The sequence below is a fragment of the Sphingomonas glacialis genome, from assembly GCF_014653575.1.
Classification (GTDB): domain Bacteria; phylum Pseudomonadota; class Alphaproteobacteria; order Sphingomonadales; family Sphingomonadaceae; genus Sphingomonas; species Sphingomonas glacialis.
This window is the reverse complement of the sequence record NZ_BNAQ01000002.1, coordinates 325,527-343,671: the sequence shown is the minus strand read 5'-3', so window position 1 is coordinate 343,671 and position 18,145 is coordinate 325,527. Positions and strand designations below refer to the sequence as shown.

Below are 18,145 nucleotides of genomic sequence, written 5' to 3'. Positions count from 1 at the left end.
AGCCTATGGGCGTGTCGGGGAGATTACGAAAGATGCGCGTTCATTGGCTGGCGCTGGCCCTGGTGGCGGGACTGACGGGATGCGCCGCGTCCGACCCGGACGAACCGCCGCGCGTCACCGAGCCACGACTGAGCGAGGCGTCCGCTGCGCGCGGCGAATCGCTGCTGCAGCGCGCGATGCTCGACGGGCACAATCGTGCGCGCGCTGCGGTCGGCGCGCCGCCGCTGGAGTGGAACGCCGAACTTGCCGACGATGCCGCGCGCTATGCCGCGGTGCTCGCCGAGACGCGCGACTTCAAACATTCGACCGGCGTGCGCGGCCGGATCCCCGAGGGCGAGAACCTCTTCATGGGGTCGCGCGGCGCGTATCGCTATGACGAGATGGTGCAGCTGTGGGTCGACGAGCGACGCGGCTACCGGGCAGGCGTCGTGCCCGACATCAGCACGACGGGGCGCTGGCAGGATGTCGCGCATTACACGCAGATCGTCTGGCGGCGGACCAGCGCGGTCGGCTGCGCGCTCGCGAGCAGCGCGCGCGACGACTATCTGGTGTGCCGCTATTCGCCGCCGGGGAATGTCGTGGGGCGGCGCGTGGCGGACTAAGGGCGCTTACGCATGGGTCGTCCCCGGCTTCCGTTCCCCGGCGAAGGCCGGGGCCCAGTCGTGGCGCAGGCCGAGGCGGGCGCAACGCGCGCCTGTTGAAGCCATCGCACCTGGGCCCCGGCCTTCGCCGGGGAACAGATGCGTGCGATGACCGGGCGGCTTACACCACCGCCGCAATAAGCTGCGCGAAGGCATCGGCGCGGTGGCTGATCGCGTGCTTCTGCGCCGGGTCCATCTCGGCATAGGTCTGGTCGCCGCCTGCAGGCACGAACACCGGATCATAACCGAACCCGACATCGCCGCGCGGCGGCCAGGTCAGCGTGCCCTCGGCACGGCCTTCGAACCATTGCACATGCCCATCGGGCCACGCCAGCGCGAGCACGCAGACGAAGTGCGCCGCGCGGCTCGCGTCTGGCCCCTTGGTCGCAAGCGCCTGCTCGACCTTGGTCATCGCCAGGTTCCAGTCGCGCCCGTTCGGCGTTTCCGCCCAATTGGCGGTGTAGACGCCGGGATCGCCGCCAAGCGCCTCGACGCACAGCCCGCTATCATCGGCGAGCGCGGGGAGGCCCGACAGGTCCGCCGCCTGCAACGCCTTCAGTTCGGCATTGGCGACGAAGGTCGTGCCGGTCTCCTCGGGCTCGGGCAAATCAAGGTCGGCCGCCGAGATCGCCTCGATGCCGTGCTCGGCGAGCAAGGCGCCGATCTCGCGCACCTTGCCGGCATTGTGGCTGGCGATGACGAGCTTGCCGGGTGCGAGCTTGCGAATGGCCTGCGGCGCGACCTCTTGCGTCATTTTGCGACCGCCTTGGCTTGTGCTGCAAAGATGTCGGTGCAGCCGATCCGCGCGAGACGCAGCAAGCGCAGCAGCGCCTCCTCGTCATAGGTCGCGCCCTCGGCGGTCGCCTGGACTTCGGCGATGTTGCCGTTTTCGAGCAGCACGAAGTTCGCGTCGGCGTCGGCGTTCGAATCCTCGTCATAGTCGAGGTCGAGCACTGGCGTGCCCTTGAAGATCCCGCAGCTGATCGCCGCGACCTTCTGCGTCAGCGGGTCGGCGGTGAGCTTGCCGCTCGCCATCAGCCCGTCGATCGCGAGCCGCAGCGCGACCCACGCGCCCGAGATCGACGCGGTGCGCGTCCCGCCATCGGCTTGGATCACGTCGCAATCGAGCACGATCTGGCGCTCGCCGAGCAGCTTGAGGTCGGTCACCGCGCGCAGCGAACGGCCGATCAGCCGCTGGATTTCCTGCGTGCGGCCCGACTGCTTGCCCTTGGCGGCCTCGCGGCTGCCGCGCGTGTGCGTGGCGCGCGGGAGCATGCCGTATTCGGCCGTCACCCAGCCTTCGCCCTTGCCGCGCAGGAACGGCGGGACCTTCTCCTCGATCGACGCCGTGACCAGCACCTTGGTGTCGCCGAAGCCGATCAGCACCGACCCTTCGGCATGTTTGGTGAAGCGCGGCTCGATCGTGATCGTGCGCATCTGGTCGGGGGTGCGGCCGCTTGGGCGCATGGGGACTCTCCTGGAAATGATCGAGTCGCCCTAGCTGTGCGTTGGGCGGGTGTCACCCCTTGGCTGGGGGCGGCGGATGCCCACATTCGGGGCCAAGGACGACGCAAAGACATGACCGGCTACGCACCAGCTTCACGACAGGACCGGATCATCGGCGCGGGCGGCGCGGCGGCGCTGGTCGGCCTGATCGGCTATGGGCTGGTGATGGGGCTCGGCGTCGATTTCCAGCGACGCATCGTCGATGATTTGACGGTGATTTCGGTGCTGCCGGACTCGCCGCCGCCCAAGCCCGATCCGGTGCCCGCGCCCAAAAAGGCCGAGAAACGCAAGGAAGGCGCGGCGTCGCCGCCCAATCTCAAGTCGAAGGCAACCGAGATCGTCGCGCCGCCGCCGCCGATCGTGCTGCAACAGCCGCCCCCGGTCGTGGTTGCGCCGATCGCCGGGGTCGGCGCCGAGCGCTCGACCGGCGCGGCGCCGGTTGCCGGACCGGGCACGGGGAGTGGCGGGCAGGGCAATGGGACGGGCAGCGGCGATGGTGGCGACGGCGATGGCGGGGGCGGCGGGACCGACGCCGAACTTGTCAGCAACGAACTGCGCTACCGCGATCTGCCGCGCGACGTGTACGAATCGCAGGCGGCCGGGATGGTGACGTATCGCGCGACGATCGGGGTGAACGGGCGGCTCAGCGATTGTCGCGTCGTTAAGTCGAGCGGCAACCGCGCGCTCGATGCCGCGACCTGCGCGCTGGCGCTGCAGCACGTCCGCTTCCGCCCGGCGCGCGATGCGAACGGGCGCAAGGTGGCGGATTCGGCGCTGTTCGAACAGGAATGGACCGTTACGCGGGATCCGGATCGCGACGATCGGGATCGCTAGCCCGCGCGCCGAGCGTCACTGCCCACCGTCGTCATCCCAGCGAAGGCTGGGATCTCCCGCGGCGCGCGGGGGCGCAGAGACTGGGAGACCCCAGCTTTCGCTGGGGTGACGCGGGGGGTGTGGGCGGCGCATGGTTGGGCATCCGTCATCGGCCACGCCGCTATCGCATCATACCCGCCCGCCCACCACGCTCGTCATCCCAGCGAAAGCTGGGATCTCCCGCGGCCGCGCGGGCGCGCGAAAACGGGGAGACCCCAGCGTGCGCTGGGGTGACGGGCGGGCGCTGTCCTACACGGCGTGCTTATGGTATGTCCGTGTCGGCTTTTTGATATCGTCGGCTGTCCAGTAACCGCTCGCGTCCGGCGAAGGGTCGGAGACGAACGCCGATCATCGCAAAAATGGAAACGATATCGTCGGTCGTTTTCGCTCCGGGGGTCAATCGAGTCAACCAACGCACCGTCGGTCGCAACACGCAACCGGTTGAGCCCCGCGCCACACCGCCCCATATAGACGATATGCGGCTGCCCCCGATCACCGAGCTTAACGACCGCGCCCGCGACGTCTTCCGCGTCGTCGTCCAGAGCTATCTCGACACCGGCGCGCCGATCGGGTCGCGCACCATCGCGCATCTGTCTGGGCTCAATTTGTCGCCCGCCTCGATCCGCAACGTCATGCAGGATCTCGAAGAACTCGGCCTGCTCGCAGCCCCGCATACCAGCGCCGGCCGGATGCCGACCGAGATCGGCCTGCGCTTGTTCGTCGACGGCATGATGCAGGCGCTCGAGCCCTCGCTCGAGGAGCGCGCCGCGATCGAGCGCCAACTCGTCCAGAGCGGTCCGGTCGAGGAGGCGATCGCCGCCACCACTGCGGCGCTGTCGGGCCTGTCGGCGTGCGCCGGGATGGTGATGGTCGCCAAGCGCGAGCTTGTGCTGCGCCAGATGAGCTTCGTGCCGCTTTCCGCCGACAAGGCGCTCGCGGTGCTCGTCGGCGAGGACGGCTCGATCGAGAACCGCGTAATCGATCTGCCGGCCGGCCTGCCGGTCTCGGCATTGATCGAGGCGGGTAATTACATGAGCGCGATGCTCGGCGGCCTCACGCTGTTCGAGGCGCGCGCGAAGATCGAGCGCGAGCTGCTCGCCGAACGCGCCGAGCTCGACGGCGCCGCGCGCGCGCTGATCGAACGCGGCCTCGCGATCTGGAGCGAGGATGGCGAGCGCCGCCCGGTGCTGATCGTGCGCGGCCAGGCGCGGCTGATCGACGATGCCGCCGCCGCCGATCTCGAACGCGTGCGCTTCCTGCTCGACGATCTCGAGGGCAAGCAGGACATCGCGCGGCTGCTCGACAATGCCAGCGCGGGCGATGCGACGCGGATCTTCATCGGCGCGGAGACCAAATTGTTCTCGCTGTCGGGCTCGTCGGTGATCGCCAAACCGTTCCGCGGATTGGACGGTCGCGTGGTCGGCGTGGTGGGTGTGATTGGGCCGACGCGGTTGAACTATGCGCGCGTCGTGCCCATGGTGGATTATACCGCCGCGACACTCGCGCGGCTGATGGCTTGAATGGACTAGGGACGACATGACCGAAGACGAAAACACCGTGGCGAACGACGCGGCCGAGCTGCGCGAAGAGACCGCCGCAGCGGCGCCCGAAGTTGCCGAGCATGACGAGACCGCCAAGCTGCGCGCCGAACTCGCCGAGTCGAAGGCCGCCGTGCTGTACGCGCACGCCGAGGCGCAGAACGTCCGCCGCCGCGCCGAGAAGGAAACCGCCGACGCACGCGCCTACGCCTCGACCAACTTCGCGCGCGACCTGCTGTCGGTCGCCGACAATCTCGCGCGCGGGCTCGACGCGATCCCGGCCGAGCTGCGCGCCGACGAGAAGATGAAGGGCCTGGTCGCGGGCCTCGAAGCGACGGGCCGCGAGCTCGAGGCGGTGTTCCAGCGCCACGGCATCAAGAAGATGGTGGCGATCGGCGAGAAGCTCGACCCGAACTTCCACCAGGCGATGTTCGAACTGCCGAGCGATGAGACGCCGGGCACCGTCGTGCAGGAGATGCAGGCCGGGTACATGATCAAGGACCGTCTGTTGCGGCCGGCTCTGGTAGGCGTGGCTAAGGCGGGATGAGCCTGATGGGCGGGGGGATTGTTCGATGAGATCCCTCCGCCCCGATTTTGAAAAAGCCTTGCGGTTCTTCGGGCGCGCCGGTCTTGGATTTCGGGCGAAAGGAATCCAGGCGCCGGTTTTAGTTGGCGGCGCTGCGGTAGAGTTGTTCTCGAATAATCTGATTGCGACGGGCGACTTCGATATCGCAACCGCACGGCAGGAGGCTTTCGAAACCGAGCTGGTAGCGCTCGGCTTTACGAGACCGCAGGGCCCGGGGGTTGCGACGCGTGGCTGGATACATCCGGATTTCAAATTGGGGTTTGAGGTTGTTTCCGCGACGCTTCTTGACGGATTGGCGGAACGTGATCGGCTCGTTTTGATCGATCTCGGCGAGGACGGGGTCGCGGCAATCCTGTCCAGGGAGGACATGATCGCCGACCGCATGGGCCAGTTCCATTCAGGCGCCGCGCCCGAAATGTTGGGGCAAGCGAAAGTGTTGGCATCGCTTCACAACGATCTCGACCGTGCCTATTTGGAACGTCGTATCAGAGAAGAAACAGCAGGTGACCTCGGTGTTCAAGACCTCTCAGCCGATCCCGCTTGACGCATTCGTTGCGGAGATCGAGCGACGCCGCGCCGCGGCTGGCTACCCGGACATGCCGCGCAACGCCGGCAACCGCCGCACCGAAAGCAAGCGCGCGCTGCTAAAGGCAATCGAAGTTGCGGGGGGCAAGTGGTGATCAATTCGAACCTTACCGCCGACCGCTCGACCTTCGTCACGCATCTCGAGTGCTCGATGACGGGCGAGCGCTACGAGGCCGATCAGCTCCACGGCCTGTCGCGCGTCGGGCGCCCGCTGCTCGTCCGCTACGATCTCGACGCGGTCAAAGCCGCGCTTCCCAAGGCAACGCTAGAGGCGCGCCAGACCGATCTGTGGCGCTGGCGCGAGCTGCTGCCCGTGCGGCGGACAGGGAACATCGTCAGCCTCGGCGAGATCGAGACGCCGCTCGTGCCGATCCCCAAGAGCGCGGGCAGCGCGAACGTGCTGGTCAAGGACGAAGGCCGCTTGCCGACGGGCAGCTTCAAGGCGCGCGGGCTCGTGATGGCGGTGGCGATGGCGAAGGAGCTGGGCGTCACCCGGATCGCGATGCCGACCAACGGCAATGCCGGTGCCGCGCTCGCCGCCTATGCGACGCGCTGCGCGATCGAGACGATCGTGCTGGCGCCCGAGGAAACGCCAGAGGTCAATATCCGCGAGATCGCCGCGCAGGGCGCGCGCGTGTACCGCGTCAACGGCCAGATCGACGATTGCGGCGCGATCGTCGGGCGCGGTGCCGCCGAGGGGCGCTGGTTCGATTTCTCGACCCTGAAGGAGCCCTACCGGATCGAGGGCAAGAAAACGATGGGGCTCGAGCTCGCCGCGCAGTTCGGCTGGAAGCTCCCCGATGCGATCTTCTATCCGACCGGCGGGGGCACCGGGTTGATCGGCATGTGGAAGGCGTTCGACGAGCTCGAAAAGCTCGGCTGGATCGGCTCCGAGCGACCGCGCATGTATGCTATCCAGGCAAGCGGCTGCGCGCCGATCGTCCGCGCGTTCGAGGCGGGCGAGGAACATGCCGAGCGCTGGGAAGACGCCGCGACCGTCGCCGCCGGGATCCGCGTCCCCAAGGCGGTCGGCGATTTCCTGATCCTGCGCGCCGTCCGTGAAAGCGGTGGCAAGGCGCTCGGCGTCGGCGATCCCGCGATCCTCAAGGCGGTCGAGGATTGCGCGAAAAAGGACGGTTTGCTGCTCTGTCCCGAGGGCGGCGCGACGCTCGCCGCCTATCGCGCGGCGCTGCGCAGCGGCGAAGTCGATGAGGACGAGCGCGTCGTTCTGTTCAACTGCGCGACGGGCCTCAAATATCCGATGCCCGAGGCCAATGCCGCGGTCGATCGGTTTGGCGAGATCGATCTTGGCGCACTGTGAGGCACGCTAATATTGCTTAATTTTTTCGGCCGTATCGTGCCGTGTTGACAGCCTTGCCATGAGCTCGCACGCTTTGGTCGCCGCCGTCCGGCGCTGCCGTGCCCATGTGCGAGATCTGAGCCTATGGCCGTTGAACATCCCGTACCCGATCTCGTCCCGAGGTCGAATGTGGAATCGATCTCGGCAAAGCTGCGCTTTCTCGACGGTGCGGGGCCGATCGCGACGCTGTTGCGCACCCACGACTGGAGCGGGCATCCGCTCGGGCCCCCCGAGGATTGGCCCGCCACGCTCAAGCTGAGTGTCAGCCTGTGCCTGCGCGCGCGCTTCCCGAGCGCGGTCTATTGGGGGGCGGACTTCTGGCTGATCTTCAATGCTGCGTGGACCGGCATGGCCGGTCCCGACGCGTCGAAGCTCGCGCGTCCGGTGGCGGAGACGCGGCCTGAATTGTGGTCGATGATCGAGCCGCACTTCCGGCGGGCGTTCGAGACCGGCGAAGGCGCGACCTTCTCGTCACAGCCAGTGACCATGCTGCGCGACGGGGTACCGACGCTCACCTATTGGACCTACAACATTTCGCCGATCCAGGACGAGAACGGCACGGTCGTCGGCCTGTTCAACCAGGGCCTCGAGGTGACCGACTATGTCGAGACCGACAATGCCTTGCGCGCGGCGAAGCGCGAGCGCGATTTCATCCTGACCCTCGTCGAGGAACAGCGCATCCAGCCAAGCCCGGATGACGTCATGCAGCGCACGGCCGAGGCGTTGGGGCGGTTCCTCGAGGTCGACCGGGTCGGATTTTTCGAGGTCACGCCCGAGGATCTGCTGATCTACGGAGCGTGCTGGGTCAGCGGACGCTTGCCGCCGCTGACGGGCACGACGCCTTCGGCGGTGTTCGGCAAGATCATCGGCAAGACCGTGCAACGCGGCAACACGCTGGTATTCAACGCTCCCGACGATCCGGCCGCGCCACCGCCGGTCGTCCTCGGCGCGATCGGGACCAAGGCCGGGCTGAGCGTTCCGCTGGTGCGTGGCGGCGCATTGCAAGGTGCGCTCTATGTCAGCCATGCCGAGCCGCGCGCGTGGACGCGTGGCGAGATCGCCTTGGTCGAGGAGGTCGCCGAGCTCAGCTGGGACGCGGTCGCGCGGGTCCGCGCGGTGACCGAGTTGCGCGCGCTCAACGCCGACCTTGCGCGCAAGGTCGCGGCGCGAACTGCGGAGCGCGATCAATTGTGGGAGTTCAGCACCGATCTGCTTGGCATTGCCGAGCAGGACGGGTCCTGGATTGCGGTTAATCCTGCGTGGGAGCGCGCGCTCGGCTGGTCGAACGAGGAGATCGTCGGGCGCGACAGCCAGTGGCTGCGACATCCCGACGACGAAGGCGGCAGCTCGGCCGAGATCGCGCAGATCGCGGCGGCCGGAACGACGCATCGGCTCGAACGGCGGCTGCGCACGCGCGACGGCGGCTATCGTATCTTTGCCTGGCAGACGACGCTGGTCGGCGACCGGCTCTACACCAACGCGCGCGATATTACCGAAGAGAGGCGCCAGCAGGCCGCGTTGCGGGCCGCCGATGCCCGTACGCGGATCGTGCTCAACGCGATGGAGGGCATCGGGGTCTGGACCTATGACGTCGCGCGCGACCGGTTCGATGGCGAAATCGGCTTTGCCGAGCTGTACGGCTTTACCCCCGAGCAATTGGAAACGGGGGTCTCGCTCGCCGATGTCGCGGCGCGGGTCCATCCCGATGACCAAGCGATTCTGACGGCCGCCGTCGAGCTTGCGCGCAAGACCGGACAGGACGGCGCGCACGAATATCGCCTGCGGCTGCCCGATGGCAGCGTGCGCTGGGTGATGGCGCGCAACCATGTCCAGCACGACGCGGCTGGCGGACGGGAGACCGTCGTCGGCGTCGGCGTCGATGTCAGCCGCCAGCGCGAGCTCGAGGAGCGATTGCGCCAAGCACAGAAGATGGAAGCGGTTGGCCAGCTCACCGGGGGGCTCGCGCATGACTTCAACAATCTGCTGACGGGCATTTCGGGCGCGCTAGAGCTGATGCAGCTGCGGGTGACGCAGGGGCGCACCGAAGACCTGCCGCGCTACATCAATGCGGCGCAGGCCGGCGCGGTGCGCGCGGCGGCGTTGACGCACCGGTTGCTCGCGTTCTCGCGCCGCCAGCCGCTCGATCCGCGCCCGGTCGATGTCCCGCAGCTGATCGCCGGGATGGAGGATCTCGTCCGTGGCACGCTCGGCCCGTCGATCACGCTCGAGATCGCCGCGCAGCCCAACAGCTGGCCAGTGCTGGCCGACGCCAACCAGCTCGAGAATGCGCTGCTCAACCTGTGTATCAATGCGCGCGATGCGAGCCCGGCTGGCGGGACGGTGCGGATCACGGCGCATAACGAGACTTTCGATCCGTCCGCGGCGGCAGTGCGCGACCTCCCGCCCGGCGCATATCTCGTAGTGTGCGTCGCCGATTCGGGGACGGGGATGCGTGCCGACGTCATCGCCCGCGCGTTCGATCCGTTCTTCACGACCAAGCCGATCGGGCAGGGAACGGGGCTCGGCCTGTCGATGATCTACGGCTTCGTCCGGCAATCGGGTGGGCAGATCCAGATCCACTCGACGCTCGGCGAAGGGACGACGATCTGCCTGTATCTGCCACGGCATGACGGCGCGGTCGGTGACCGCGCGCCTGCCCAGACGGGGCCCACGCTCGGCGCCGCGCGGCGCGGCGAGACCGTGCTCGTCGTCGATGACGAGCCGAGCGTGCGGATGCTGGTGAGCGAAGTGCTCGGCGAGCTCGGCTATGTCGCGCTCGAGGCCGAGACCGGCGCGGCGGCGCTCGAACTGCTGCGTTCGGCCGAGCGGATCGATTTGCTGGTAACCGATGTCGGGTTGCCCGGCGGCCTCAACGGCCGGCAAGTCGCCGACGCCGCGCGGGTCGCGCGGCCGACGCTGCCGGTGCTGTTCATCACGGGCTTTGCCGAGAATGCCGTCGTCGGCGACGGCGCGCTCGAGCCGGGGATGGCGTTGCTCGCCAAGCCGTTCGCGATGGAGGCGCTGGTCGAGCGGATCCGCACGATGCTGGGGGCGTAGGGCTGCGCTACGCCGCCCGGTCGCGCGTCACCGCGTCGCGGCGGCGCAGATACGGCGCGACGAGATTGCGCGCGCGAAACCACTCCTGACGCTCCTGCGACAGCGTCGAGAAATTGCCGATGACGCGGCGGCAGTCGGCGCTGCGGCACTGGCAGATCATGTGCCAGTTCGATTCGGCGAGGGTCGTCGAATAGTCCCACGCGATCTCCTCGCCCGCTGCGATGTCGCGCACCGCGACCAGCGTCACGCTGCCGCCGGCGAAGCGCAGCCCAGCATTGGGGTCGCAGCTATGGTTGATGAGATCGTCGATCTTGCCCGATGGCCCCATGAAATGCTGCGGCGTCACTTGGACGAAGCGATCGCTCGATCCGCGCATCAGGCTGGGCACCTGGTCCGCGCGGAAGCGGCGACCGGTGAAGCGGATGATCGCGTCGCCTTCGGCAAAGCCCTGTGCGGCATAGACCGCCTTGCCGAGATGCGTCTCACCGACCGCGAACAGATTGGCGGCGGGGCCGTACGCGTCGAGCACGTAGAAGCGGCCCTGCCGGAAGCCGAGCGAGCGCAGCGGGTTGATCGTCGCCAGGCCGACCATGAACCACACGCTGGCGTGGCACAGCAATTCGACGAGGATATAGGCATATTCGCCGACGTGCTGGTCGCCGCTGCGGGTCGCGACGAGCAGCGTCGCAAGGTCGCCGATCGACCACAGGCCCCAGGCAGGCGAGCGTTCGCGCGTGCGGTCCTGCAGCACGCTTTGCCAAGTCGGCCAGAAGCTCACCGGCACCGCGACCACCACGAGCATATGCGCCCAGAAGGCATTGTGCGAAACGATCCACAGCGTCAGCGCGGCAAGGCAAGTGCCGGTGCAGAACAGCTCGCCGCGCGACGGCGCGCTCCACACCGAGCGGCGCCAGATCCCGATCGTCACCGCGGCGCATGCGAGAGCCGACAGCGCGAACACCCAGCCGGGGAGCGCGTTCGGGTTGACCGCGGCGTAGGTGGCGGCCTCGACGGTGGTGGCGGCGCTCCAGATCAGCCAGGAGGCGCGGTTGGGCTGGACGAGGTGCCGACGCAGCCCGACCAAGTACAGGCCATAGCCGGCCACGCTGCACGCGATCGCAATCAGGAACCAGGGATCGATCGGCATGCCCGCGCACCGTTAAGGTTAATTCTATGCGTATCGCATCTGCCGACTCGCGTCCACGAAAACGTAGGAATATCCACGAGTCGCACCGAAGCTCGATGATTTGGACTCGGTTAAAGCTGTGCGACCCGCGCGATGATCTCGGCATAGATCGCGGTGAGCGCGGTCAAGTCGGCGAGCGCCACGGCTTCGTCGAGCTTGTGCATCGTTGCGTTGACCAACCCGAATTCGACTGTCGGGCACAGCGCCGAGAGGAAACGCGCATCGGACGTCCCGCCCGTGGTCGACAGCGCGGGCGCAAAACCGGTCTGCGCTTCGATCGCGGCGCCGATCAGCGCGGAGAACGCGCCCGGCGCGGTGAGGAAGGCTTCGCCCGATATCCGCGCGGTGACGATTGCGGCGGGATCATGCCGACGGACGAGCGCTTCGATCCGCTCGACCAGAGCGCCCCCGCGCTGCTCGTCGTTGAAGCGGATGCTCAGCCGCGCGCTCGCCTTGGCCGGGATGATGTTGGTGGCCGGGTTGCCGACGGTGATGTCGGTGACCTCGATGTTCGACGGCTGGAACCAGGCATTGCCCGTGTCGAGCACGATGGCGTCGATCTCGGCGAGTATCGCGATCAGCCGCGGGATCGGATTGTCGGCGAGGTGGGGGTAGGCGACATGGCCCTGCTTGCCCGGCACCGCGATCCACAGATTGACCGAGCCGCGGCGGCCGATCTTGACCATGTCGCCGAGCATTGCCGACGAGGTCGGTTCGCCGACGAGGCAGAAATCGGGGCGGACGCCCGTTTCCGCCATCCGCTCGATCAGGCTGCGCGTGCCGTAGGTGGCGGGGCCTTCCTCGTCGCCGGTCAGGATCAAGCTGAGCGGGGCGGTGGGCTCGGCGGGGATTGCGGCGATGAACGCGGCGATCGCGCCCTTCATGTCGACCGCGCCGCGGCCGTAGAGCAAGTCGCCGCGAATCTCGGGCGCGAACGCGCCGCTCGTCCAACCCTCGCCGGGGGGCACGACGTCGAGATGCCCGGCAAAGGCGAGATGCGCGCCGGTGCCGCCGCGCGTCGCAAGCAGGTTCTCGACCGGGCCGTCGGGGGCTTCACCGAGGGTAAACCGATCGACCGTGAAGCCAAGCGGCAGCAGCGCGGCTTCGACCACGTCGAACACGGTGCCCCGCGCCGGGGGCACGCTCTCGCAAGCGAGCAGCGCCTTGGCGAGGGTGACGCAATCGGGCAGGTTCGGGGTGCTATCCATGGAGGCGACATTGCCCAAGCTCGACCTCGATACAATCCCGCAAACCAACGCGACGGGCTATCCGCCGCCGTTCGATGCGCCGGTGCAGGGGCGCTGGTACCGCCGGCTCGCGCCGCTTGCTGGGCTGACGCATTTCGGGGCGAGCCATGTCACGCTCGAACCCGGCGGCTGGTCGTCGCAGCGGCACTGGCATGCCGATGAGGACGAACTGGTCGTGATGCTGTCGGGCGAGGCGGTGCTGGTCGAGGACGGCGGTGAGACGCTGTTGCGCGCGGGCGACGTCGCGACGTTCGCGGCGGGGGTCGCGGACGGGCACCATCTGCAGAACCGCAGCGACACGGCCTGCGTGTTCGTCGCGATCGGCGCGGGGCCGCGGCTGCAGGGCGGGGAGTATTCCGATATCGACATGCGCTTCCTGCCCGGCCGTTACGAGCGGAAGGACGGGACGCCGTATCGGACCGAGCGCGTGCCGTAGCGTCGCTTCTACCCAGGCTGAACCATGTGCCGTTCGCCCTGAGCCTGTCGAAGGGCACCTCGCAGCAGGCTGGCGTTCAGCGTGCTAAGAGCAGGGCTTCGGCAGGCGCAGCCCGAACGGATTTGGAGTGTCAGGCCGTCGGCGCCGGCTGCTCGAATTGCTCGATCACCCATTCCTCTTCCTGCGCGCTCGCGATCCAGTCCTGCATAAACGGGTGGTGGAGCACCGCGTCCATATAGGGTGCTGCAAAGCGCGCGATCGGCAGGCTGTAGGTGACGATCCGCGTCACGACCGGCGCGTACATGATGTCGGCCGCGCCGAACGCGCCGAACAGGAAATCGCCCTCGCCGCCGAAGCGCGCGCGCGCCTGTGCCCACAGCTCCATGATCCGCTCGAGATCGGCGAGCACGTCGGCGTCGGGCTGGGCGGGCGGGAAGATCTGGCGGACGTTCATGCTGTGCTTGCGGCGCAAAGCGGTGAAGCTCGAATGCATCTCCGCCGCCATCGACCGAGCCATCGCGCGCGCGGCGTCATCGGCCGGCCAGAACAGGTCGCGCGAGGTCTTCTCGGCGAGGTATTCGACGATCGCGAGGCTGTCCCACACCACGGCGTCGCCATCCCACAGGATCGGCACCTTGCCCGAGGAAGGAGCGAATTCGTCGCCTTCGCGGCGCTTGTCCCACTCGGCGTCGTAGAGCGGCACGACGGCTTCTTCGAACAGCAAGTCCGATTGCTTGCACGCGAGCCAGCCGCGCAGCGACCAGGAGGAATAGGCCTTGTTGCCGATGATGAGTTTCATGGCCCCTGCCTAAGCGAGCGCGGAACGCCGCGCAACCGCATCCGCGGGTGGTGTCCAGCGCCGCAATCGCGCATGAGCGCGGGCATGAATCGCAATGCGCCTTATGCCGTCCGCCTCGTCTCGATCGTGTGGCGCCGACGCGGTGCGCGCCAGGCCGGGATGCAAATCGGTCGGTTGCGGCGGCGGCTGGCGACCGGGGTCGGCGCGGTACTGCTCGGGCTGGTCGCGTTGCTGTTTGCCGGGGCGAGCGACCGCGCGCAGGCGGTTTTCGATGTGTTCGTCGCGCGCTTCCCGTATGCGCCGCTCGCTTTGACCCCGGCGGTGTTCGCGCTGGTCGTGTGGGTGACGCACCGTACCGCGCCCTACGCCCGCGGATCGGGTATTCCGCAGGTGATTGCCGCCAGCCGCGCGCCCGATACGCCGCCGAGCAACGCGCTCGTCTCGCTGTGGACGGCGTGCGTCAAACTCGTGCTGACGATCGTGATGCTGTTCGGCGGCGCGTCGGTCGGGCGCGAGGGGCCGACGGTGCAGATCAGCGCGGCGATCATGGTGAAGGTCCATCGCTATCTGCGCGTGCCGATCACCTCGGGCGTGCTGATCGCGGGCGGCGCAGCGGGTGTGGCGGCGGCGTTCAACACGCCGCTCGCGGGGGTTGCCTTCGCGATCGAGGAGCTTGCGGCCGCTTACGAGCAGCGTGTCGCGGTGCTGGTGATGGGGGCGGTGATGATCGCGGGCCTGGTGAGCCTCGGGATCGCGGGCGACTATGTCTATTTCGGCGTGATGCACGAGACGCTGGGAGTGTCGGCGGTCTTGCTCGTCACCCCGGTTGCAGGCGTGCTCGGCGGTGCCGCGGGCGGGCTGTTCTCGCGGCTGGTGCTCGGCTTTGCGGGCGCGCGCTGGCGGCCGATCGCGGCGGCGCGGGCGCATCCGATCCTGTTCGCTGGCGGATGCGGGTTGGTTGTCGCGCTGCTCGGGATTGTCACCGGGGGCGCGACGTGGGGCACTGGCTATGGCGCGACGCGCGCCTTGGTCGAAGGGCATGGCCAGTCGGACTGGTTCGGGCCGGCTAAGTTCCTCGCAGCGCTCGCCACGACGCTCAGCGGCGCGCCGGGCGGCATTTTCGCGCCATCGCTCGCGGTGGGGGCGGGGTTCGGCAATCTGCTGACCGGGCTGTTTGCGGGTGAGCCGGCGGGTGCGGTCGTTCTGCTCGGCATGACCGCCTATTTCGTCGGCGTGGTGCGCGCGCCGCTGACCGCGGTGATCATCGTGATGGAGGCGACCGCGGCGCGCGGGCTGATCCTGCCGCTGTTCGCGACCGCGCTGATCGCCGATGCGGCGAGCACATTGGTGTGCCGTGAGCGGCTGTATCACGGGCTCGCCAAACCGTTCGTGGCGCTGGTGGAGGGTAAGGCATGACACAACACGATTTCACCGCGCGAATCGCCTGGACGGGCGACCGCGGGGCGGGGACCTCTACCTATCGCGGTTACGACCGGACGTGGGACATCGCGACGCCCGGTGGGGCGGTGGTGGCGTGCTCGAACGATCCGCGGCTCGGCGGCGATCCGGCGTTGCCCAACCCCGAGGACCTGTTGCTGGCGAGCTTAGCGGGGTGCCACATGCTGTGGTACCTGCATCTGGCGAGCGTCGCTGGCGTCGTGGTGACCGGCTATGCCGACGATCCGCTCGGCATGGGCGAGAGCGCGCCCGACGGCACCGGGTGCTTCGTCAAGGCAGTGCTGCGGCCTCGGATCGAGGTCGCGGCGGGGAGTGACCTGACGGTGGCGGATGCGATCCACGCGCAGATCCACGCGCACTGCTTCATCGCGCGGTCGGTAAACTTTCCGGTCGAGGTAGCGGCAACCTACGTCGAGGTTTGAACCGCGTCGGTCGATGGACCGACGCGCGCAAGTCTCAGCGTACCGCCTCGATTACCGCTGCGCGCAGTTCGGGGATGCCGAGCCCGGTCTCGCTCGACGTCACCAGGATCTCGGGATGCGCTGCCGGGCGCTTGCGCGCTTCGACCGCGGTCGCTTCGGTGACCTCGACCAGCTCCGACGCCTTGATCTTGTCGGCCTTGGTAATGACCATGCGGTAGCTCACCGCCGCCTTGTCGAGCATCTCGAGAATGTCGCGATCGACCTCCTTGATGCCGTGGCGCGCGTCGATCAGCACCAGCGCGCGCTTGAGCACGTCGCGCCCGCGCAGGAAATCGTTGACCATGAAGCGCCACTTCTTGACCAGGTCCTTCGGCGCCTTGGCATAGCCATAGCCAGGCATGTCGACGAGGCGGAACGCCAGCGGATTGCCGACGTCGAAGAAGTTCAGCTCCTGCGTGCGGCCCGGCGTGTTCGACGTGCGCGCGAGCGAGTTGCGATTGGTCAGCGCGTTGAGCAGCGACGATTTGCCGACGTTCGAGCGGCCGGCGAAGGCGACTTCGTTGACCGTCGGCTCGGGGATAAACTCGAGCGTCGGCGCGGATTTGAGGAACGCGATCGGCCCGGCGAAGAGCTTGCGCGCAATCTCGATATCTTCTGGTTCGAAGCTCACTTTTTCACCGCCGGCTCTTTGAGGCCCGGGTGCCGCGCGTACAGCAGGCGCTGCTGCGCGACGGTCCACAGGTTCGAGGTGATCCAATAGACCTGCAGGCCGACCGCGAACGGCGCCATCACGAACATCAGCACCCACGGCATGATCGCGAACACCTGCTTCTGCGCGTCGTCCATCGGCGCCGGGTTCAACTTGAACTGGAAGAACATCGAGATGCCGAGCAGCACCGGCACGATGCCGATCGCGAGGAAGGGCGGCAGATGGTACGGCAGATAGCCGAACAGGTTGAGGATCGTCGCGGGATCGGGCGCCGACAGATCGTGGATCCAGCCGACGAACGGCTGATGGCGCATTTCGATCGTCAGCAGCAACACCTTGTACAGCGAATACATGATCGGGATCTGGATCAGCGTCGGCAGGCAGCCCGCGAGCGGGTTGACCTTCTCGGCCTTGTACAGCGCCATCACTTCCTGCTGTGCGCGCGCCTTGTCGTCCTTATGCTTCTCCTGGATCGCCTTCATCTTCGGCTGGATCGCCTTCATCGCGGCCATCGAGGCGAACTGGCGTTGCGCGACCGGGAAGATCAGCGTGCGGATCGTGACGGTGAGCAGGATGATCGCGACACCGAAATTGCCGATCATGCGGAACAGCCAGTCGAGATATTTGAAGATCGGCTTTTCGACGACCTCGAACCAGCCCCAGTCGATCGCCTTGCCGAAATGCTGGATGCCGAGGCGATCCTCATAGCGGTCGAGCGTGTTGGTCTCCTTTGCGCCTGCAAAGAACTTCGCGGTCGAAACGAGCGCCTTGCCCGGCGCGATGACGCGCGGCGCCTGTGTGAAATCGCCCTGGAAGGTGTCCCCATTGGCGGCGTGGAAGCCGGCATGGACCTGCGCCTTGGGGTCGGGGATCACGGCGGCGAGGAAATATTTGTCGCCGAAGCCGAGCCAGCCGCCCTTTGCGTCGAAGAAGTTGTCGCCGGCCTTCGCATTGCTGCCCCAGATGCGGCCCATGAAGGTTGCGTCCTTGCCCTTCAGATTGTCGAAGGTGATGTCGTAGGTCGCGCCTTTGTCGAACACGCCGATCGGGCCGATGTGATTGGTCCAGGTATCGGGCTCGGTGCCGACGCCCGAGCGCGAGATGAGCGAATAGGGGCGCAGCGCTACGGCCGCGGGGCCGGCATTGCCGACGCTCTGGCGTACCGTGAACATGTATTTGTCGTCGATCGCGAAGGTGAGCGCGAAGACCTGGCCCTTGCCGTTCGCCCAGCGCAGCGTGACCGGCGTGGTGGGGGTGAGCGCACCACCGCTCGCGGTGAAGACCGTGTCGCCATTGGGAACGCTGACGCCGTCGCCATTCCAGCCGAAGCCCGCAAAATACGCGTCCTTGGTGCCGCGCGGCGATAGCAAGCGGATCGGCGGTGAATTCTTGTCGATCGTCTGCTTGTATTTGGTCAGCGTCAGATCATCGATCCGCGCGCCCTTGAGGTTGATCGAGCCTTGGAGGTCGGCGGTGCGGATCGGCACGCGCGGGCTCTCGGCCTGGACGATCTTGAGATCGCGCACGGCCGCGGCACCCGTCGCGGCAGGGCCGGTCGGCGTGGCGACGACCTGGCTCTTGCCGTCGACCAGCTTGGTGGCAGGCGGGTTCGCCGCGCGCGGGAAGAAGCGCGCCGACAGGAAATTGCCGCCGAACAGGATGATCGCGGCGAGCACCGCGAACAGGATGAAATTGCGGGTGTCTTGTTTCACGCTGGCGTTATCCGTTCGTCACTCGCGGGA

The 18,145-nt window shown here is 67.6% G+C and carries 17 protein-coding genes; 10 read left to right on the top strand and 7 right to left on the bottom strand.

Annotated features, from left to right (window positions below):
• Positions 1 to 32: 32 nt before the first annotated feature.
• A complete protein-coding gene (locus IE187_RS08320; RefSeq protein ID WP_189675853.1) occupies positions 33 to 602 on the top strand; it encodes a CAP domain-containing protein in 570 nt (189 codons plus the stop codon).
• A 160-nt stretch (positions 603 to 762) separates the two neighbouring features.
• Here IE187_RS08320 and rdgB read toward each other — a convergent pair whose 3' ends face one another.
• A complete protein-coding gene (gene rdgB, locus IE187_RS08315; protein ID WP_189675852.1) occupies positions 763 to 1,395 on the bottom strand; it encodes an RdgB/HAM1 family non-canonical purine NTP pyrophosphatase in 633 nt (210 codons plus the stop codon).
• Positions 1,392 to 2,108: a ribonuclease PH gene (rph, locus tag IE187_RS08310; protein WP_133186384.1), complete on the bottom strand. Its 717-nt coding sequence runs from the start codon at positions 2,106 to 2,108 to the stop codon at positions 1,392 to 1,394. Before rph ends, rdgB begins: the two co-directional genes overlap by 4 nt.
• 111 nt (positions 2,109 to 2,219) lie before the next feature.
• On the opposite strand from rph, the gene IE187_RS08305 reads away from it, so the two are divergent.
• From IE187_RS08305 to IE187_RS08280, 6 genes are all read left to right on the top strand, one after another.
• Entirely contained in the window at positions 2,220 to 2,981 is a 762-nt protein-coding gene (locus IE187_RS08305; protein WP_189675851.1) for an energy transducer TonB, read from the top strand.
• Positions 2,982 to 3,496: 515 nt separating this feature from the next.
• Positions 3,497 to 4,540, top strand: coding sequence for a heat-inducible transcriptional repressor HrcA (gene hrcA, locus IE187_RS08300; protein ID WP_189675850.1), 1,044 nt, complete (start codon positions 3,497 to 3,499; stop codon positions 4,538 to 4,540).
• Positions 4,541 to 4,556: 16 nt separating this feature from the next.
• Positions 4,557 to 5,105: a nucleotide exchange factor GrpE gene (grpE, locus tag IE187_RS08295; protein ID WP_189675849.1), complete on the top strand. Its 549-nt coding sequence runs from the start codon at positions 4,557 to 4,559 to the stop codon at positions 5,103 to 5,105.
• Positions 5,106 to 5,130: 25 nt separating this feature from the next.
• Positions 5,131 to 5,688: a hypothetical protein gene (locus IE187_RS08290; protein ID WP_189675848.1), complete on the top strand. Its 558-nt coding sequence runs from the start codon at positions 5,131 to 5,133 to the stop codon at positions 5,686 to 5,688.
• Between the two features lie 135 nt (positions 5,689 to 5,823).
• Complete coding sequence (locus IE187_RS08285; protein WP_189676230.1) at positions 5,824 to 7,050, top strand: threonine synthase; 1,227 nt, start codon at positions 5,824 to 5,826, stop codon at positions 7,048 to 7,050.
• Positions 7,051 to 7,218: 168 nt separating this feature from the next.
• On the top strand, positions 7,219 to 10,146 hold the full coding sequence (locus tag IE187_RS08280; protein ID WP_229839308.1) for a PAS domain-containing protein: 2,928 nt from the start codon (positions 7,219 to 7,221) through the stop codon (positions 10,144 to 10,146).
• A 7-nt stretch (positions 10,147 to 10,153) separates the two neighbouring features.
• Here IE187_RS08280 and IE187_RS08275 read toward each other — a convergent pair whose 3' ends face one another.
• Both IE187_RS08275 and dapE read right to left on the bottom strand, forming a co-directional pair.
• A complete protein-coding gene (locus tag IE187_RS08275; RefSeq protein WP_189675846.1) occupies positions 10,154 to 11,293 on the bottom strand; it encodes an SET domain-containing protein in 1,140 nt (379 codons plus the stop codon).
• 110 nt (positions 11,294 to 11,403) lie between these two features.
• Positions 11,404 to 12,540: a succinyl-diaminopimelate desuccinylase gene (dapE, locus tag IE187_RS08270; RefSeq protein ID WP_189675845.1), complete on the bottom strand. Its 1,137-nt coding sequence runs from the start codon at positions 12,538 to 12,540 to the stop codon at positions 11,404 to 11,406.
• Positions 12,541 to 12,550: 10 nt separating this feature from the next.
• On the opposite strand from dapE, the gene IE187_RS08265 reads away from it, so the two are divergent.
• Positions 12,551 to 13,015, top strand: a complete 465-nt coding sequence (locus tag IE187_RS08265) for a cupin domain-containing protein (RefSeq protein ID WP_189675844.1) — start codon at positions 12,551 to 12,553, stop codon at positions 13,013 to 13,015.
• A 130-nt stretch (positions 13,016 to 13,145) separates the two neighbouring features.
• Here IE187_RS08265 and IE187_RS08260 read toward each other — a convergent pair whose 3' ends face one another.
• Positions 13,146 to 13,814 (bottom strand): glutathione S-transferase family protein, encoded by a 669-nt coding sequence (locus tag IE187_RS08260; protein WP_189675843.1) that lies wholly within the window; start codon positions 13,812 to 13,814, stop codon positions 13,146 to 13,148.
• Between the two features lie 72 nt (positions 13,815 to 13,886).
• Here IE187_RS08260 and IE187_RS08255 point away from each other — a divergent pair, with 72 nt between their 5' ends.
• Complete coding sequence (locus IE187_RS08255; RefSeq protein WP_189675842.1) at positions 13,887 to 15,230, top strand: chloride channel protein; 1,344 nt, start codon at positions 13,887 to 13,889, stop codon at positions 15,228 to 15,230.
• Complete coding sequence (locus IE187_RS08250; RefSeq protein ID WP_189675841.1) at positions 15,227 to 15,694, top strand: OsmC family protein; 468 nt, start codon at positions 15,227 to 15,229, stop codon at positions 15,692 to 15,694. The genes IE187_RS08255 and IE187_RS08250 overlap by 4 nt, the downstream gene beginning before the upstream one ends.
• A 34-nt stretch (positions 15,695 to 15,728) precedes the next feature.
• Here the strand turns inward: IE187_RS08250 and yihA are convergent, their stop codons facing one another.
• Entirely contained in the window at positions 15,729 to 16,364 is a 636-nt protein-coding gene (gene yihA / locus IE187_RS08245; protein WP_133186406.1) for a ribosome biogenesis GTP-binding protein YihA/YsxC, read from the bottom strand.
• A complete protein-coding gene (yidC, locus tag IE187_RS08240) occupies positions 16,361 to 18,115 on the bottom strand; it encodes a membrane protein insertase YidC (RefSeq protein WP_189675840.1) in 1,755 nt (584 codons plus the stop codon). The genes yihA and yidC overlap by 4 nt, the downstream gene beginning before the upstream one ends.
• Between the last annotated feature and the right edge of the window lie 30 nt (positions 18,116 to 18,145).

Excerpts from the sequence above, each read along its gene's own strand:
- IE187_RS08255 (WP_189675842.1), top strand. The coding sequence starts at position 13,887 with ATGAGCGCGGGCATGAATCGCAATGCGCCTTATGCCGTCCGCCTCGTC.
- IE187_RS08290 (WP_189675848.1), top strand. The coding sequence starts at position 5,131 with ATGAGATCCCTCCGCCCCGATTTTGAAAAAGCCTTGCGGTTCTTCGGG.
- grpE (WP_189675849.1), top strand. The coding sequence starts at position 4,557 with ATGACCGAAGACGAAAACACCGTGGCGAACGACGCGGCCGAGCTGCGC.
- dapE (WP_189675845.1), bottom strand. The coding sequence starts at position 12,540 with ATGGATAGCACCCCGAACCTGCCCGATTGCGTCACCCTCGCCAAGGCG.
- rph (WP_133186384.1), bottom strand. The coding sequence starts at position 2,108 with ATGCGCCCAAGCGGCCGCACCCCCGACCAGATGCGCACGATCACGATC.
- rdgB (WP_189675852.1), bottom strand. The coding sequence starts at position 1,395 with ATGACGCAAGAGGTCGCGCCGCAGGCCATTCGCAAGCTCGCACCCGGC.
- IE187_RS08260 (WP_189675843.1), bottom strand. The coding sequence starts at position 13,814 with ATGAAACTCATCATCGGCAACAAGGCCTATTCCTCCTGGTCGCTGCGC.
- hrcA (WP_189675850.1), top strand. The coding sequence starts at position 3,497 with ATGCGGCTGCCCCCGATCACCGAGCTTAACGACCGCGCCCGCGACGTC.
- IE187_RS08250 (WP_189675841.1), top strand. The coding sequence starts at position 15,227 with ATGACACAACACGATTTCACCGCGCGAATCGCCTGGACGGGCGACCGC.
- IE187_RS08320 (WP_189675853.1), top strand. The coding sequence starts at position 33 with ATGCGCGTTCATTGGCTGGCGCTGGCCCTGGTGGCGGGACTGACGGGA.
- IE187_RS08275 (WP_189675846.1), bottom strand. The coding sequence starts at position 11,293 with ATGCCGATCGATCCCTGGTTCCTGATTGCGATCGCGTGCAGCGTGGCC.
- IE187_RS08305 (WP_189675851.1), top strand. The coding sequence starts at position 2,220 with ATGACCGGCTACGCACCAGCTTCACGACAGGACCGGATCATCGGCGCG.